This is a genomic window from Streptomyces sp. LS1784 (assembly GCF_020103755.1).
GTDB lineage: Bacteria > Actinomycetota > Actinomycetes > Streptomycetales > Streptomycetaceae > Kitasatospora.
In genome coordinates this window covers 1-15,715 of the sequence record NZ_JAHSQD010000020.1, presented here as the reverse complement: position 1 = coordinate 15,715, position 15,715 = coordinate 1, and the positions used below count along the sequence as shown (strand labels likewise).

The window sequence follows — 15,715 nt, the reverse complement described above, 5'->3', positions numbered from 1 at the left end:
GTTCGCTGTCGCCTCCCGCCGACTGCTGCTGCCACTTGCTGCCGGCTGCCGGCTGTCGGCCGTCAGCGACTCACCGCGGGATCAGCCCTCCGCGCGGTCGCGCAGTCGCGGCAGCGGCACGGCGAGCAGCGCCGCCAGCAGGGCGATCCGGGGGGCGATCTGGTCGAGCCGGATGTACTCGTGCCGCGCATGGGCCCCGGCACCCACCGCACCGAAACCGTCCAGGGTCGGCAGCCCGCGCGAGCCCGGCAGGTTGGTGTCCCCCGCCCCGCCCGCCGGGGCCCCGTCCAGCTGTTGCCCGAGCGCCGCGGCCAGCGAACGCACGTGCCGCAGCAGCGGGTTGCCGGTCCGCTCCGGCCAGGCAGGACGGCTGGAGAGCACCTCCGTACGGACGCGGGCCCCCGGACGCAGCGCGGTGAGCCGGGCGAGGTTGTCAAGCGTACGGCGCTGCGCCTCGGCGGTGGAGAAGCGCAGCCCCAGCTCGGCCTCGGCCCGGCCGGCGATCACGTTGGCACGCGAACCACCACTGATCCGACCGGCGTTGAGCTCGGTACCGGGCTGGCCGGCGAGGTCGCGCACCAGCACGAGCTGGTCCACCAGCTCGTCGACCGCGGACACCCCGTCGTGGGCGTCGTTGCCCGCGTGCGCCTCGCGGCCGGTCACGGTGAGCCGCACCCGGGTGCTGCCGCGCCGCGCGGTCTTCAACCGACCGTCAGGGTGTGGCGGTTCGAGCCCCAGTACCGCTGCGGCCCCACGTAGCTGGCGCTCGACCAGGCGCCGCCCGTCCGGGCTGCCCACTTCCTCATCGGAGACCACGACCACGCGGACGGTCCGGTGCGGGCGCTCGCCCAGGTCCGCAAGCAGCGCCAACGCGCCCTCCAGGATGGCGAGTCCGCCCTTCATGTCGACCACGCCGGGACCGGTGAGCCGGCCGTCCTCCTCGGTCACCGGCCAGTCTGCGAGGGTACCGACCGGCCAGACGGTGTCGTGGTGCCCGACGATCAGCAGGTGCGGCAGGGACTCGTCCCGGCCCTCCCACTCCAGCACGAGGTGGTCACCGGCCGGTGCGGGTTCGCGCCGCGCTGTGGCACCGGTGGCCCGGAAACCGGCGGCCAACTCCTCGGCGAGGGCGTCGAGCCGGGGGGCATCTCCGCTGGGTGACTCGATCCGTGCCAGGTCGGCGCAGCGGCGCCGGACGGCGCCGGCAAGGGTCCGGGCACGGGTGCTGAGCGCCTGCGGCACACCCGGCAGCGCCGTGGTGACGGCGGCGCTCCCAGGGATGGTGGCGGTCCCAGGGATGGCGGTGGCGGCCGATCCTGCCGCGGGCTTCGCGGAAGCGGGCTTCGCCACCGCCGTCTTCGCGACGACGGTTTTGGTGAGGACGGACTTCGTGAGAGCGGACTTGGCGGCTGCGGTCTTCGCGACGGCCGTCCTGGACACCGCGGTCTTCGCGGCACCTGACGCAGCTGCAGCGGCCTGAACGGAGGCAGACGGAACCATAGTTGCCGGAGCCGCAGCGGTAGTTGCCGTGCCGGCAGCGGCGGCTGCGGTGGTCGTGGCGGCTGCGGCGAGGACCTCGTTGTCGGTGGCGGCCGGGACGATGACCGGGGTCCCGTCGGAGTCCGCTGCGGCGCCCGGCACGCCCGGCGACCCGACGATCTGGGGACTCAACGCTCGCCTCCGCGGCCGCCGCCGGTATTCAGCGGCCGTACCGGCCGACCACTCCCGCCCGGGTACCAGGCCCGGCCGGACCGCGCCGGTCGGCCGGGATGATGAGCGGCCCACCGAATCGGCCCGTCTGGCCCAAGTACGGTGGAACGGTTGGGCGGCGTGCTTGGCATGTGCGTCCTCCTCGCTCGATCCGGTGGCCCCGGTCCGCCCGGAGCCCCGTGGACGGCGGCCTCCTGGTGGCGGGCGCAGTGGCCGGACCGCCGCAGGGAAGCCGAGATGTGAGCCTAGAAGAACCGTTCGGTTTCCTGCGAGGTGGCCCTGCTCCCAGCGTGCCGGTACCGGGCCCCGCTTCGGAGGCCGCCCGTCCACGATCGGCGCGGGCGCTCGGCGCGCGGGCCTGGATCGGCGCGCGGGCGCGGTCGCCGGATCGCGCCCATCTCCACCATGGACCCGCCGCCCGAGTTCGGCAGCGCAAACGGCCAAGGCACGGCATTTCCACGCCGGATGGGTGACAGCGGCTCAGCATGCGGTACGAACCGGGGGCACGCGGCGGCTCAGGGAAGCCCGCTCCGACGCCCGCTCCGACTCCGGGGGAACGTCCGGGGAACACCCGTATGAACACCGGCCGATGCCGTGCCCCGATGTGCCCCGCCGAGCCCCGACGTGCCTCGCCCGCGACCCCCGGGGCACGACCGGGCGGTACCCGGGAACAGCGGGAGGGCGCTCAGACACGGACGGGCACGGACGGGCACGGACGGTCGGAACCCCCGTGCCCGGTCCGGGCACAGCCGGCCTCAGCCGTCCGTCCTCAGGCACCGTCGCCCACCAGCCCGGCATCCCGTGCGAGCAGCGCCGCCTGGACCCGGTTGCCGACCGCGAGCCCGGTCAGGATCCGGCTGACGTGCGCCTTGACGGTGCTCTCGCGCATCCCGAGCACGCCCGCGATCTCGGCATTGGAGAGCCCGTCGGCGAGTTCGCGCAGCACGTCGGTCTCCCGCGGGGTGAGCCCGGCGACCCGGTTGCGGGCGGCCACCGACCGGGGCGCCCCGACCCGGTGGTAGCGGTCGATCAGCCGCCGCGCGGCCGCCGGGTGCAGCATCCCCTGACCGCCCGCGACGACGTGGACGGCCCGTGCGATCTCCGCGGGCGGGGTGTCTTTCAGCAGAAAGCCGTCCGCCCCGGCCGCGAGCGCTTGGTACACGTACTCGTCCAGGTCGAAGGTCGTGAGGGCGATGACCCGCGGGCCGTCGGGGAGTTCACGCAGCCGCCGGGTGGCGGCGATCCCGTCGAGCCGGGGCATCCGGATGTCCATCAGCACGACGTCGATCCGCCGGCTGCCCGCGAGTTCGACGGCCTGCAGCCCGTCGGCGGCCTCGGCGACCACGGTGAGTGCCGGGTCCTGGGTCAGGAGATCGACCAGGCCGAGGCGCACCAGCGCATCGTCGTCGACCACCATTGTTCGGATCATGCGGCGTCCTTCGGCTGCGTCGGTTCCTGCTTCGGTTCCTGCTCCGTCTCCTGCTTCGGTTGCTTCGGTGGCGCCGGCTGTTGCACCCCTTGCGCCTCTTGCCCCCCTTCCTGCGACTGCCGTGCCCCTCGTTTCCCCTGATCCGGCCACGGCAGCGCCCGCCCCGGATGCACAGCCGGACCGTCGCCACGGGCGGGAGCCGGGTCGGGCACCGCCTGCGGCCGGCGGTCCGGCGCGGGTAACCGGGCGGCGAGCCGGAAGCCGCCGCTGCCGTCCGGTCCGGCGTCGAGGTGGCCGCCGAGGGCTCCGACCCGTTCGGCCAGCCCCACCAGCCCGTACCCGCCGCCAGTACCCGGCCCGTCCGGCGGCGCCTCGCCCGGGCCGTTGCGGACGTCGACCGTCGTCGCCGGCGCCCCGTAGCCGACCCGGACGGTGACGGGCGCGGCGTGCGCGTACTTGCGGGCGTTGGTCAGTGCCTCCTGGACCAGCCGGTGCACGGCCAGCCGGTGGGTGGTCGGGACGGTCTCCGGGTCTCCGGAGAGGGCGAGTTCGACCCGCTGACCGGCCTGGTTCGCCTCGCCGACGAGTTCGGTCAGGTCGCGCAGGGCGGGCGCCGGGACGCGCCCGGCCTCGGCCGGAACGGACGGCTCGCCTCCCGTGGCGGGCGGAGCCGGTGGGTCCGCCCGCAGTGCGCCCAGGACGTCGCGCAGGTCGTCGAGCGAGCGGGCGGCGGTGGTTCGCAGCAGTTCGAGACGGTGGGTGAGCCGGTCGGGGTCGGCAGCGACGGTTCCGGCCCTGGCCTGGTCGCGCAGCACGCCGGCGTGCAGCACCAGGAGGCTGAGCCGATGGGCCAGCACGTCGTGCATCTCCCGGGCGATCCGGGCACGTTCGGCGGCCCGGGCCTGTTCGGCGCGCAGCTCCCGCTCGCGGCGCAGCACGTCGACCTGCTCGTGCAGGGTGCGGATCAGCACCCGTCTGCCGTGCAGCCACAGGCCGACCGCCAGCGTGGCGGCCTGGACCAGGAGTTGGGACCCGGTGGTGCCGGCCCAGCCGACCAGCGAATCCGCACCCGTCGCGCTGACCACCGCGATGACCGCGCCACCCGCCATCGCCGGGCCGCTCCGGTCGAGGTAGGCGAGGTGGAAGACGCTGAACAGGCCGGGAAAGGCCCGGTTGAACAGCCCGCCGGTGAGCACCGGCAGCACGGCCGAGGCCACCGGGTAGCGACGGGCGAAGACGAGCGACAGCGAGGCGAGCGCGGCCACGACCGTACGGGGCAGGCGCAACGGGCCGTCGGAGTGCGCCCACTGGACCAGGGCCTCCTCGGTGGTGAGACCGAGCAGACCGAGCAGCAGCAACGTGTCGGTCCCGGCCCGGTGGTCCGGCCCGTACCAGCCGAGCACACTTCTACGCATGACGCCCCTCCTCCTTTCCCGTTCCTCTTCCCCCGTTCCGAGGGCCTTCCGTACGTCCGGTGTTCGGCACGCCTGGTGTTCGGCATGTCGGGCTCGATGCTAGGGGCGCTCGGCCGCGCAACGCCTCTGTCTTCCGGGTAACCGCGCCCTCGACTTTCGTCGGGGGTCGGCGCCGCTGACCGGCCGATTCGCGACTCCTCCGCCCTGCCTAGCGTCGACGGCATGACCAACGAGCGGCTCCACCACCGTCCCGAATCCCTTTCCCCCCGGTACAGTTCGCCCACCGGCGGGGACCACCTGCTGTTCCTCGCCGAGGCGCTACGCACCTTCCACGACACCGGCGCGCTGGCCCCGAGCGGCCCGGAGCTGGTGAACGCGCTAGTGGTGCCGGTCACCAGCCGCCCGAACCGTCCGATCTCGGTGCTGGAGGTCGGCGCCGGCACCGGCGTGGTGACGCGTCGACTGGCCCAAGTGCTGCGCCCGGGCGACCGGTTGCACGTCGTCGAGGCCAACCCGCGGTTCGCCGACCGACTGCGGGAGGACCCGGTACTGGCCGCACGCCGCCCCGGTGTCGGGCTGCGCCTGTCGGCCTGCCGGGTCGAGGAGCTTCCGGAATGCCACCCGCCGACGCCGGCAGGAGCCCGGACGGACGAGTTCCCGGAGCGGTACGACGTGATCGTGTCCGGGCTGCCGTTCACCAACTTCGAGCCCGCGCAGGTGCGCGACATCCTCGACCTCTACCTGCGACTGCTGACGCCCGGCGGGGAGCTGACGTACTTCGGGTACCTCGGCACGACGACGGCGCGCACCCTCACCTCGGGCCCCCGCCGGGGCGCCCGCCACCGGGCGGTGGTGCGGCTGCTGCGACGGTTCGAGGCGGCGTACGGCCTCGGCGAGCGCACGGCGTGGCGCAATGTGCCGCCCGCCCGCGCCTACCTGCTGCGGTCGCCGGGCGGACGTGAGGTCTGGGGGTCGGCCGGGAGCCCGGTCGTCGAGCCGGCGGACGCGGCGAAGGCGGCCGACGCGGCAACGGCGGCGAAGGCGAGGGACCGGGACACGACCGGGGCCACGAGCACGAGGGGTACGAAGACCACCTCGGCCGAATCGACGGGCGGGGCGGCCCCGGTCGCTCGATGACGGACCGGGGCCGGGCCCGGACAACGAGAAGGACCGGAGCGAGGGCAAGGACGGCGGCGGGCGGACGCACCAGGGCGCGGGCATCGCGGTCACCTTCGACGCGGGCGTCTGCCGCCACACCGTCGAGTGCGTGCGAGCGCAGCCGGACAGCCGCACTGCGACCGGTCGGGCGCCTTCGGGGTCGGCTGACCCCGAGCCGCCAATCCAAACAAATGACAATCGACAGATTTCAACTTTCAGATAACAGACGACAGCGGACAGATTTTGAAATCTGTTCGATGTCGTGCCATAGTGGCACCCGGGTCCCCCTGCCCCGACTCCTGGCACCGCACCCGCCCCCTGGAGCACCCGTGTCCACGAACACCCGCCCCGCCCAGCGCCCCCTCGGCACCACCGGGCCGGTCACCTCGACCCTCGGCCTCGGCTGCATGGGCATGTCCGACCTGTACGGCCCGGCCGACGAAGCCGAGAGCATCGCCACCATCCACGCCGCGCTCGACGCCGGGATCACCCTGCTCGACACCGCCGACTTCTACGGCATGGGCCACAACGAGCTGCTGATCCACGAGGCACTGCGTGGTCGCGATCGCGACCACGTGCAGATCAGCGTGAAGTTCGGCGCCCAGCGCACCCCCGACGGCCAGTGGCTCGGCTACGACGCGAGCCCCGCCGCCACCAAGACCGCGCTCTCCTACACCCTGCGCCGCCTGCGCACCGACCACATCGACGTCTACCGCCCGGCCCGCCTGGACCCGAACGTCCCGGTCGAGGAGACCGTCGGCGCCATCGCCGACCTGGTGCAGGCCGGCTACGTCCGCCACATCGGACTCTCCGAGGTCGGCGCCGACACCCTGCGCCGGGCCGCCGCCGTCCACCCGATCAGCGACCTCCAGATCGAGTACTCGCTGCTCTCCCGCTCGATCGAGGCCGCCGTCCTGCCCGCCGCCCGCGAGCTCGGCATCGGCATCACCGCGTACGGGGTGCTCTCCCGCGGCCTGCTCAGCGGCCACTGGGGCCGGGACCGTACCCTCGGCGGCACCGACTTCCGCAGCCACAGCCCGCGCTTCCAGGGCGAGAACCTGGCCCACAACCTGGCACTGGTCGAGGCCCTGCGCGAGATCGCCGCGGCAAGGGGTGCGACTGTCGCCCAGGTCGCCATCGCCTGGGTGGCCTCGCGCGGGCAGGACGTCGTCCCGCTGGTCGGCGCCCGCCGCCGGGACCGCCTGGCCGAGGCCCTCGGCGCACTCGACGTCACTCTCACCGAGGCCGACCTCGCCGCCATCGAGGCCGCCGTACCCGCCGGCTCGGCCGCCGGTGACCGGTACGCTGCCGCACAGATGGCCCACCTGGACAGCGAGCGCTGACCGCTCCGGCACCATCGCCGCACGACCCGACCGCACGACCCTAAGGACGGACCTCCCCGTGACCACGGACAGCACACTCACCGCCGAGCAGATCCTGATCGCGGCGGAGGACGTCCTCCGGCGGTTCGGCCCGGCCAAGGCCACCGTCGTGGACGTCGCCCGTATCCTCGGCGTCAGCCACAGCAGCGTCTACCGCCACTTCCCCAGCAAGGCCGCGCTGCGCGAGGCGGTCACCCAGCGCTGGCTCGACCAGGCCCATCACGAGCTGGCGACCATCTCCAACGAGGGCGGCCCCGCCTCCGAGCGGCTGCACCGCTGGCTGACGACGCTGTTCACGGCCAAGCGGAAGAAGGCGCTGGACGACCCGGAGCTGTTCGCCACCTACATGGTGCTGGTCGAGGAGAACAGTGGCCTGGTGGACACCCACGTCGACACCCTGGTCGACCAGATCGCGCAGATCGTCGAGGAAGGCATGGAGGGCAAGGAGTTCAAGCTCGCCCACATCCGCAACATCGCCCGCGCCGTCTTCGACGCCACCGGCCCCTTCCACGATCCGGCCTACGCGTCCACCTGGTCCGCCCCCGGGGTCGACGACCGGTTCGAGGCCGTCTGGAAGCTCGTCCTCGGCGGCCTGAAGGTGAAGTGACGACCTGCCAGTTCCGGACGGGCCGACGGGCGGGAGGAAATCCACTCGCCGGCGCCTCGTCCGCCCGGCAGACTGCCGCGCACAGTTGATCTCACCTGGAGGATGACATGCGTGCGGCGGGCCCGGTCCTGGAGAGCCTGGAGGGACTTGCTCTCGGCGACGCCTTCGGCGACCGGTGGTTCTCGGTCCCGCCGGACGAGGCACCCGCCGCACTGGCCGCCCGGCTGGTCCGGCCCGCGCCCTGGCACTGGACCGATGACACCGCCATGGCACTCGTACTGGTCCGCCACCTGCACGACGCGGGAGAGGTCCGACCGGACTCGCTCGCCCGGGAGTTCGCCGCCGAGTACGCCCGCGAGTACGGGCGCAAGTACGGCCCGTCGATGCACCGGGTGCTGCGCGGGATCGGCGCGGGTGGGGACTGGCGCGCCATCACCGCCGGCCAGTTCGAGGGCCAGGGATCGTACGGGAACGGCGCCGCGATGCGGGTCGCCCCGCTGGGTGCCTGGTTCGCCGAGGACCTCGACACGGTGGTCCGACAGGCCGAACTGCAGGCGCTCACCACCCACTTCCACCCGGAGGCGATCGCCGGGGCGGTGGCGGTCGCGCTCGCGGCGGCGCTGGCGGTCCGGAGCCGAGGCGGAAACCCGCCCGGCCGGGCCGAGTTGCTGACCGAGATCGCCGGACGCCTGCCGGACAGCGAGGTCCGCTCCGGGCTGCGGATCGCCGCCCGGCTGCCCGAGCACACCAGTGTCCGACACGCCGCCAACGTGCTCGGCTCGGGAGCGCTGATCTCCGCCCCGGACACCGTGCCGTTCGCCCTCTGGTCCGCGGCCGGGCACCTGGACTCGCTGCCCGAGACCATCTGGCAGACTCTGGGGGGCTGGGGCGACATGGACACCACCTGCGCCATCGCCGCCGGCGTGGTCGCCGCCAGGACCGGGCTCGCGGACGTGCCGCCCGGCTGGATCGACGCGCGCGAGCAACTCCCGCTCCGGGCCGCCGGAGCACCCCGGACCGCCGACCGGCAACCGGGAACTCCGGGCGGATCGGCGCCCGGCGGTCAGCGCCGCGCGACGAAGCGGAGCACCCGGTAGGCGAGGAGCAGGACCATCGCGCCGCCGATCGCCGACACCCAGGTCGTGACGTCGAGCAAGCCCACCTTCACCGTCCCGTGCATCCAGTGCAGAACGATCCAGGTGCCGATGTAGGAGCCGGTGATGCCGATCAGGGTGCTGCTGATCAGACCGCGTTCACCCCTCGACATCGCCATCCTGGCCAGGGTCCCCGACACCAGGCCCAGCACGATCCACGCCATCCAGCTCATCCGCCGCCCCTTGCGTCATCGGTGTGACGACCCCGCCGAGCCCCCCCGGGTCCGACCGGAAGGACGTACGAGGACCCCGCACCGTTCCAGCACCCGGCAGGACCGCGTCGAACCGGCCACCCGGGCGCTGCCGCTCCGGGTGGCGGACCCGCCTGCGACGCGGCCCCGTCACCCGCCCGGGGCTCCGGGACCGCGGTGAACTCGCCTGTCAGCGGCGCGAGTTGCCGAACAGCAGACGGTAGACGATCAGCAGCACCAGGGCGCCGCCGATCGCCGACACCCAGGTCGCCGCGTCGAAGAAGTGCGCGGTGACCGAGCGGTGCAGGAAGTGCGACGCGATCCAGCCGCCGACGAAGGACCCGGCGATGCCGATCAGGGTGGTCACGATCAGGCCGCCCGGGTCCTTCCCCGGCAGCAGCAGCTTGGCCAGCCCACCCGCCAGCAGGCCCAGCACGATCCACGCGACGATGCTCATCGGTCAGCCCCTCCCGTCCGAGGCGCGACGGGCCCCGCCCCGTCCGCTCTGCCCTCGAAGACGCCACCGCCCCGCCCCCCGGTTCCGCACCGGGATTACCCGGTCCACCCGGTTCCGCCACCTGGCAAACCGGCCGCCGAGGACGGCGCGGCAAAGGTCCTCACCGTCGTCGAACGGGCGGCGGCAGCGGCCGGGCGACGAGCAACAGACGACGGCGAACAGCGAACAGCTGACAGATTTCGAAATCTGTCAGCTGTTCGCTGTTCGCCGTCAGCCCTCCCCCTCCTCCGCAGCGCCCCTCCCGAACACCCCGCTCAGCCCCAGGTACACCACGGCCGCCGCCGTCAGCCCGACGGCCCAGCCATAGTCGGCGAGCGGCTTGAGGACGGGGATCAGGCCGTCCGCCGGGAACGGGCCCTGCTTCGCGCCGCCGGCGTCGAGGGTGGAGTACGAGCCCCCGACGGCCAGCACGCCACCCACCAGCAGCGCCGTGACGGCCCGCCAGTTCCAGCCCGCCGTGTACCAGTACGCCCCTCCCGGCCGGTACAGCTCGGCGAGCCGGAGGCGGGTGCGCCGCAGCGCCCAGTAGTCCGCGATCAGCACTCCGCCGACCGTGCCGAGCAGGCCGCCGACCACGCCCAGCCAGGTGTAGATGTACACGTGCGGGTCGGAGATCAGCCGCCACGGGAAGATCACGATCCCGACCACCCCCGCGACCAGCGCCCCGGTGCGGAAGGTGACGAGGCGCGGCAGCAGGTTGGCGAGGTCGTAGGCGGGCGAGACGACGTTGGCGGCGATGTTCACCGACAGCGTCGCGACCAGCACGGTCAGCAGTGCGAACAGGATGCCGACCGGGTTCTCCATCCTGGCTGCCAGCTGGATCGGGTCCCACACCGGCACCCCGTAGACCGCTTCGGAGCCCGAGGTGACCAGCACGGACAGGAACGCGAAGAACGTCATCGTGGTCGGCAGGCCGAGCGCCTGCCCGCGGATCTGGGCCCGCTGGCTGCCGCCGAAGCGGGTGAAGTCGGGGATGTTCAGCGAGAGCGTGGACCAGAACCCGATCATGCCCATCAGCGCCGGGAAGAAGACCTTCCAGAAGCCGCCGCCCCACCCCAGCCTGGAGGGCTGGTCGAGCAGCGGCCCGAACCCGCCCGCCTTGACGGTGATCCACGCCAGCAGCGCGAGCGCACCGACGATGACGAACGGCGCCGCCCAGTTCTCGAACCGTCGCAGTGCCTCCATCCCCCGCGCGATGACGGCCATCTCGATCAGCCAGAACAGCAGGAACGAGAGCCACTGCGTCCACGGGTAGCCGCCGAACTCCCCCGCCGTACGCCAGGATTCGCCGAACAGCTTGCCCGCCAGCAGGAAGATGCCCTCGCCGCCGATCCAGGTCTGGATGCCGAACCAGGCACAAGCCACCGCCGCCCTCAGCAGGGCGGGCAGGTTGGCGCCGCGCAGCCCGAAGGCAGCGCGGGCGAAGACCGGGAACGGGATGCCGTACTTGGTGCCGGCGTGCCCGGTGAGCAGCATCGGAACCAGCACGACGAGGTTGGCGAGCGCGATGGTCAGCACCGCCTGCTTCCAGTCCATGCCGAGCGCGACCAGGCCCGAAGCCAGGGTCCAGGAGGGGATGTTGTGGGCCATGCCGACCCAGAGCGCGAGGAAGTTGTACGTGGTCCAGGTGCGCCGCGCCACCGGGACCGGCCGCAGGTCGTCACTGGTGAAACCGTTGGGGGGCAGTTCCCCGACGGCCGGGTCGAGTTCGACCCGGCCGTCGGGGTGGTGCCACTGTCTGCCGCCGCTGGTCTCGGTGTCGGTCATGAACAACTCCCGTCCACCGCGGGCGAATCCGCGGCTCAGCTCAGATGGGGTTCACAGTCGGGTCCACGGGCAGGTTCTCAGGCTGGTTCACGATCGCCGGAACAGTCGGGACGCCCCGGTCCGGGCGCCGCAGGTGGGCGTCACAGGTGCGGGATGACGTCCGTCCCGTACGCGTCGATGGTGGTCTCGATGGCGTCGTGCATGGCGTAGACGGCGAACTGGTCGACGCCGAGCGAGCGGAGCTCCGCCAACCGGGCCCGCTGCAGCTCCGCCGGGCCGATCAGGCAGAAGCGGTCGACGATCTCGTCCGGGACGAAGGCGGTGTCCGGGTTCCCGGCCCGGCCGTGGTGGCTGTAGTCGTAGCCCTGGCGGCCCTTGATGTAGTCGGTGAGCGCCTCCGGCACCAGGTCGGAGTGCTCGCCGTAGTGGCTGACCAGATCGGCCACGTGGTTGCCGACCATCCCGCCGAACCAGCGGCACTGCTCCCGGGCGTGGGCGAGTGCCTCGGGCGAGTCGTCGGCGGTGACGTAGGCCGGGGCGGCGACGCAGATGGTGAGCGACTCCGGGTCCCGGCCGGCCTCCACGGCGGCGGCCCGCGCCGCCTTGATCATGAACTCGGTGAGGTACGGGTCGGCCAGCTGGAGGATGAAGCCGTCGGCCTGACGCCCCGTCAGGTTCAGCGCCTTCGGCCCGTACGCACCCATCCAGATCGGCAGGGACGCGCCGGCTCGGACCCACGGCAGGTGCATCTCGGTGCCGTCCACCTCGGCGGTGCGCCCCTCGGCCAACTCCTTGATGGCGTGCATGGCTTCGGAGAGGCGGGCGAGGGTGGCGGGGCGCCGCCCGGCGACCCGCATGGCGGAGTCACCGCGGCCGATCCCGCAGACGGTCCGGTTGCCGTACATGTCGTTGAGCGTGGCGAACAGGGAGGCGGTCACCTCCCAGGTGCGGGTGGAGGGGTTGGTGACCATCGGGCCGACGGTCATCCGCTCGGTCTCGGCGAGGATCCGGCTGTGGATGACGAAGGGCTCCTGCCACAGCACGCAGGAGTCGAAGGTCCAGCCGTGGGTGAACCCGGCCTGCTCGGCGCGGATCATCCGGTCGATGACCAGTCGGGCGGGCGGGTCGGTCTGAAGGACGAGGCCGATGTCCATGAGGGTCTCCAGGCAGAGGGGTCGGCCCGCCGCCCGGCGCGCCGGCCGGATCGATCCGGCGGACGGGCGGGCGGCGAAGGGCGGATGTCGAAAAGCGCGGGATGGCGGTAGCGGAGGGGCTCAGACCAGGTACTGGCAGGTGTCCCGGCGCAGGAAGGTGCCGTGGCCGACCCGGCCGAGCCAGTTCCCGTCGTCCAGCACCACGGTGCCGCGGGACAGCACCGTCCGTGCCCGGCCGGTGAGTCGGCGGCCCTCGTAGGCCGAGTAGTCCACGTTCATGTGGTGGCTCGCGGCGGAGACGGTCTGCACCGCGGCGGGGTCGTAGACCACCAGGTCGGCGTCGGCGCCCGGGGCGATGGTGCCCTTGCGCGGGTGCAGGCCGAACATCCGGGCCGGGGTGGTGCAGGCGATCTCGACCCAGCGGCGCCGGCTGATGTGCCCGTCCACCACGGCCTGGTGGAGCAGGTCCATCCGGTTCTCCACGCCGGGAAGGCCGTTGGGGATCTTCGAGAAGTCGCCCCGGCCCAGCTCCTTCTGGCCGACGAAGCAGAACGGGCAGTGGTCGGTGGAGACCACCTGGAGGTCGTTGGTGCGCAGCCCGCGCCAGAGTGCCTCCTGGTGCTCGCGGGGCCGAAGCGGCGTGCTGCACACGTACTTGGCGCCCTCGAAGCCGTCGGCGCCCTCCTCGGCGAGGTTGTCGGTGGAGAGGAAGAGGTACTGGGGGCAGGTCTCGCCGAAGACGTTGAGGCCGGTGTCCCGGGCCCGGGTGAGTTCGGCGAGCGCGGCGGCGGCGGAGACGTGCACCACGTAGAGCGGGCTGCCGGCCACCTGGGCGAGCTTGATCGCCCGGTGCGTGGCCTCGGCCTCCAGCAGTTCGCGGCGGACCTCGCCGTGGTAGCGGGGGGCGGTCTTCCCGGCCGCGAGGGCCTGCTCGACCAGGACGTCGATGGCGATGCCGTTCTCCGCGTGCATCATGATCAGCCCGCCGTTGACGGCGCCGCGCTGCATGGCGCGCAGGATGCGGCCGTCGTCGCTGTAGAAGACGCCGGGGTAGGCCATGAAGAGCTTGAAGGAGGTGGACTCGCCGGAGTCGACGAGCGTGTCCATCTCCTTGAGGACGGCGTCGTTGACGTCGGAGACGATGGTGTGGAAGGCGTAGTCGATCGCGCAGTTGCCCTCGGCCTTGGCGTGCCAGGCGTCCAGGCCCTCGCGCAGCGAGCCGCCGACCGGCTGGACGGCGAAGTCCACGATGGTCGTGGTGCCGCCCCAGGCTGCGGCCCGGGTGCCGGTCTCGAAGGTGTCGGAGGCAGCGGTGCCGCCGAACGGCAGCTCCATGTGGGTGTGGGCGTCGACACCGCCAGGGATGACGTAGTGGCCGGTGGCGTCGATGACGGTGTCGGCGGTCCAGGCCTCGGCGGCGGAGCTGCCGGTGACGGCGAGGGCGGCGATGCGCTCGCCCTCGACCAGGACGTCGGCGTGGAGTTCCTCGGTGGCGGTGATGACGAGGCCGCCGCGGACGACGGTGCGCCGGTTCGGGTCGCGGGTGGTCATCGTGCTGCTCCTCACGCCTCGGCGAGCGGTCCGTAGGCGTCGGGTCGGCGGTCGCGGTAGAACGCCCACTGCTGGCGGACCTGTTCGATCAGGCCGAGGTCGAGGTCGCGGACGACGAGTTCCTCCGCCTTGTCGGAGGCGACGTCGCCGACGAACTGGCCGCGCGGATCCACGAAGTAGGAGGTGCCGTAGAAGTCGTTGTCGCCGTACTCCTCGGTGCCGACGCGGTTGATCGCGGCGACGAAGTACTCGTTGGCGACGGCGGCGGCGGGCTGTTCGAGCTGCCAGAGGTAGGCGGACAGGCCGCGGCTGGTGGCGGAGGGGTTGTAGACGATCTGCGCACCGGCCAGGCCCAGGGCGCGCCAGCCCTCGGGGAAGTGGCGGTCGTAGCAGATGTACACGCCGACCTTGCCGACGGCGGTGTCGAACACGGGCCAGCCGAGGTTGCCGGGCTTGAAGTAGTACTTCTCCCAGAAGCCCTTGACCTGCGGGATGTGGTGCTTGCGGTACTTGCCGAGGTAGCTGCCGTCGGCGTCGATGACGGCGGCGGTGTTGTAGTAGACGCCGCTCTGCTCCTCCTCGTAGACCGGGACGACCATCACCAGCCCGAGTTCGCGGGCGAGGTCCTGCATCCGGCGCACGGTCGGGCCGTCGGGGACGGCTTCGGCCCAGCGGTAGTGCTCGGCCTCCTGGACCTGACAGAAGTACGGGGAGTTGAAGACCTCCTGGAATCCGATGATCTTCGCACCCTGGGCGGCGGCCTCCCGGGCGTACCGCTCATGGAGCGCGATCATGCTCTCCTGGTCACCGGTCCAACGGGTCTGGACGAGCGCGGCACGGACGATCTGCGACATGGGTACCTCCGCAACTCCGCGGTCCGGCCGTGCGGTCGGACCCGCGGTCTGAGGGTTGACGGGGCGGGTCTCGCCTGCGGGTCCGCTCGGGGAACCGCAGGGTCTACGTGCGTAGAAAGCGATCTGTAGACGGTAGGCCTGGCCTCGGTGGCCTGACAATACGTTGGCGGAAACGCGTCCGGAGCGATCCTCTTGCGCGGACACGCGGGCGGTCCCGGGTGGGATGAAAAGCTGATCTACCCAGGGAGTTGCCTTCTTACTCGTTCGAGCGAAACCGAACGCTTGGGGTGCGCAATCGGCGGTGGCGGGGTAAGACCCGCGTGGACATCGCTGCGGATCACGACAGGTTGTCAGTCCCGTGTGGTTCCATACGAGTTCGGCGGCCCGGTCACGGGGGATCGGGGCGACCAAGCGGGGGGTGACGACGGTGGTGGTGTCGAAGTCCGCGGCGGAAGCGGCGGAAGCACCGGGTACGGCGGAAGCGCCGGGTACGACGGGGACGGCGGCGGGCGGAGGCCCGGCGGCACGGCCTCCCGCCCTGCCTGCCCGGGTCGGCCTGCTGCTCGCCCTCGGCGCACTGCTGCCGGTCGTCCTCGGCGGGCTGATGTTCCTCCGCCAGGCACCGCGCGTACCGGACGTCGCGCTCCAACTGGCCGGTTCCCGTAGGGTCGCCGAGGCGGTGGTCGGCGGGCGCGCCGCGGACCACCTGGCCGCACTGCGCGCCGACGGCTGGCTGATCGGCGGCTACGGGCTGACGCTGGTCGCGGCCGCGCTGCTCGGCGGGTACGTGCTCGGACCGGAGCGCCGACGGCTGCCGGCGCTCGCG

General features: G+C 72.7%; 13 protein-coding genes and 1 pseudogene. 5 read left to right on the top strand and 9 right to left on the bottom strand.

Annotated features, from left to right (window positions below; genetic code table 11):
• Positions 1 to 81 precede the first annotated feature (81 nt).
• The 3 genes from KS423_RS04900 to KS423_RS04890 all read right to left on the bottom strand — a co-directional run bounded on the left by KS423_RS04900 (position 82) and on the right by KS423_RS04890 (position 4,554).
• Positions 82 to 1,440 carry a M20 family metallopeptidase gene (locus tag KS423_RS04900; protein ID WP_224275224.1) on the bottom strand — a complete coding sequence of 453 codons (1,359 nt, stop codon included), beginning with the start codon at positions 1,438 to 1,440 and terminating at the stop codon, positions 82 to 84.
• A 1,039-nt stretch (positions 1,441 to 2,479) separates the two neighbouring features.
• The gene (locus KS423_RS04895; RefSeq protein WP_224275221.1) at positions 2,480 to 3,139 is read right to left on the bottom strand and encodes a response regulator transcription factor; all 660 of its coding nucleotides are present in this window, start codon (positions 3,137 to 3,139) and stop codon (positions 2,480 to 2,482) included.
• Entirely contained in the window at positions 3,136 to 4,554 is a 1,419-nt protein-coding gene (locus tag KS423_RS04890) for a sensor histidine kinase (protein ID WP_224275218.1), read from the bottom strand. Before KS423_RS04890 ends, KS423_RS04895 begins: the two co-directional genes overlap by 4 nt.
• A 222-nt stretch (positions 4,555 to 4,776) precedes the next feature.
• Here KS423_RS04890 and KS423_RS04885 point away from each other — a divergent pair, with 222 nt between their 5' ends.
• The 4 genes from KS423_RS04885 to KS423_RS04870 all read left to right on the top strand — a co-directional run bounded on the left by KS423_RS04885 (position 4,777) and on the right by KS423_RS04870 (position 8,798).
• Positions 4,777 to 5,691, top strand: a complete 915-nt coding sequence (locus tag KS423_RS04885; RefSeq protein WP_224275217.1) for a class I SAM-dependent methyltransferase — start codon at positions 4,777 to 4,779, stop codon at positions 5,689 to 5,691.
• A 350-nt stretch (positions 5,692 to 6,041) separates the two neighbouring features.
• A complete protein-coding gene (locus KS423_RS04880) occupies positions 6,042 to 7,055 on the top strand; it encodes an aldo/keto reductase (RefSeq protein WP_308020134.1) in 1,014 nt (337 codons plus the stop codon).
• Positions 7,056 to 7,113: 58 nt separating this feature from the next.
• A complete protein-coding gene (locus tag KS423_RS04875; protein WP_224275215.1) occupies positions 7,114 to 7,701 on the top strand; it encodes a TetR family transcriptional regulator in 588 nt (195 codons plus the stop codon).
• 107 nt (positions 7,702 to 7,808) lie between these two features.
• Entirely contained in the window at positions 7,809 to 8,798 is a 990-nt protein-coding gene (locus tag KS423_RS04870; RefSeq protein ID WP_224275213.1) for an ADP-ribosylglycohydrolase family protein, read from the top strand.
• On the opposite strand, the gene KS423_RS04865 is transcribed toward KS423_RS04870, so the two are convergent.
• The 6 genes from KS423_RS04865 to KS423_RS04840 form a co-directional block, all read right to left on the bottom strand.
• Positions 8,765 to 9,028 carry a GlsB/YeaQ/YmgE family stress response membrane protein gene (locus KS423_RS04865; RefSeq protein WP_224275211.1) on the bottom strand — a complete coding sequence of 88 codons (264 nt, stop codon included), beginning with the start codon at positions 9,026 to 9,028 and terminating at the stop codon, positions 8,765 to 8,767. The genes KS423_RS04870 and KS423_RS04865 overlap by 34 nt on opposite strands.
• Positions 9,029 to 9,236: 208 nt before the next feature.
• Entirely contained in the window at positions 9,237 to 9,503 is a 267-nt protein-coding gene (locus KS423_RS04860; RefSeq protein WP_224275209.1) for a GlsB/YeaQ/YmgE family stress response membrane protein, read from the bottom strand.
• 270 nt (positions 9,504 to 9,773) lie between these two features.
• Positions 9,774 to 11,330, bottom strand: coding sequence for an NCS1 family nucleobase:cation symporter-1 (locus KS423_RS04855; protein ID WP_224275207.1), 1,557 nt, complete (start codon positions 11,328 to 11,330; stop codon positions 9,774 to 9,776).
• 140 nt (positions 11,331 to 11,470) lie between these two features.
• Positions 11,471 to 12,484 carry a TIGR03842 family LLM class F420-dependent oxidoreductase gene (locus KS423_RS04850; RefSeq protein WP_224275205.1) on the bottom strand — a complete coding sequence of 338 codons (1,014 nt, stop codon included), beginning with the start codon at positions 12,482 to 12,484 and terminating at the stop codon, positions 11,471 to 11,473.
• Between the two features lie 120 nt (positions 12,485 to 12,604).
• The gene (gene hydA / locus KS423_RS04845) at positions 12,605 to 14,035 is read right to left on the bottom strand and encodes a dihydropyrimidinase (protein ID WP_224275203.1); all 1,431 of its coding nucleotides are present in this window, start codon (positions 14,033 to 14,035) and stop codon (positions 12,605 to 12,607) included.
• 11 nt (positions 14,036 to 14,046) lie between these two features.
• Positions 14,047 to 14,889 (bottom strand): nitrilase-related carbon-nitrogen hydrolase, encoded by an 843-nt coding sequence (locus tag KS423_RS04840; RefSeq protein WP_224275201.1) that lies wholly within the window; start codon positions 14,887 to 14,889, stop codon positions 14,047 to 14,049.
• A 418-nt stretch (positions 14,890 to 15,307) separates the two neighbouring features.
• On the opposite strand from KS423_RS04840, the pseudogene KS423_RS04835 reads away from it, so the two are divergent.
• A pseudogene (locus KS423_RS04835) lies at positions 15,308 to 15,715 on the top strand (hypothetical protein); the annotation flags it as partial.

Excerpts from the sequence above, each read along its gene's own strand:
- KS423_RS04885 (WP_224275217.1), top strand. The coding sequence starts at position 4,777 with ATGACCAACGAGCGGCTCCACCACCGTCCCGAATCCCTTTCCCCCCGG.
- KS423_RS04840 (WP_224275201.1), bottom strand. The coding sequence starts at position 14,889 with ATGTCGCAGATCGTCCGTGCCGCGCTCGTCCAGACCCGTTGGACCGGT.
- KS423_RS04865 (WP_224275211.1), bottom strand. The coding sequence starts at position 9,028 with ATGAGCTGGATGGCGTGGATCGTGCTGGGCCTGGTGTCGGGGACCCTG.
- KS423_RS04890 (WP_224275218.1), bottom strand. The coding sequence starts at position 4,554 with ATGCGTAGAAGTGTGCTCGGCTGGTACGGGCCGGACCACCGGGCCGGG.
- KS423_RS04895 (WP_224275221.1), bottom strand. The coding sequence starts at position 3,139 with ATGATCCGAACAATGGTGGTCGACGACGATGCGCTGGTGCGCCTCGGC.
- KS423_RS04850 (WP_224275205.1), bottom strand. The coding sequence starts at position 12,484 with ATGGACATCGGCCTCGTCCTTCAGACCGACCCGCCCGCCCGACTGGTC.
- KS423_RS04860 (WP_224275209.1), bottom strand. The coding sequence starts at position 9,503 with ATGAGCATCGTCGCGTGGATCGTGCTGGGCCTGCTGGCGGGTGGGCTG.
- KS423_RS04870 (WP_224275213.1), top strand. The coding sequence starts at position 7,809 with ATGCGTGCGGCGGGCCCGGTCCTGGAGAGCCTGGAGGGACTTGCTCTC.
- KS423_RS04855 (WP_224275207.1), bottom strand. The coding sequence starts at position 11,330 with ATGACCGACACCGAGACCAGCGGCGGCAGACAGTGGCACCACCCCGAC.
- hydA (WP_224275203.1), bottom strand. The coding sequence starts at position 14,035 with ATGACCACCCGCGACCCGAACCGGCGCACCGTCGTCCGCGGCGGCCTC.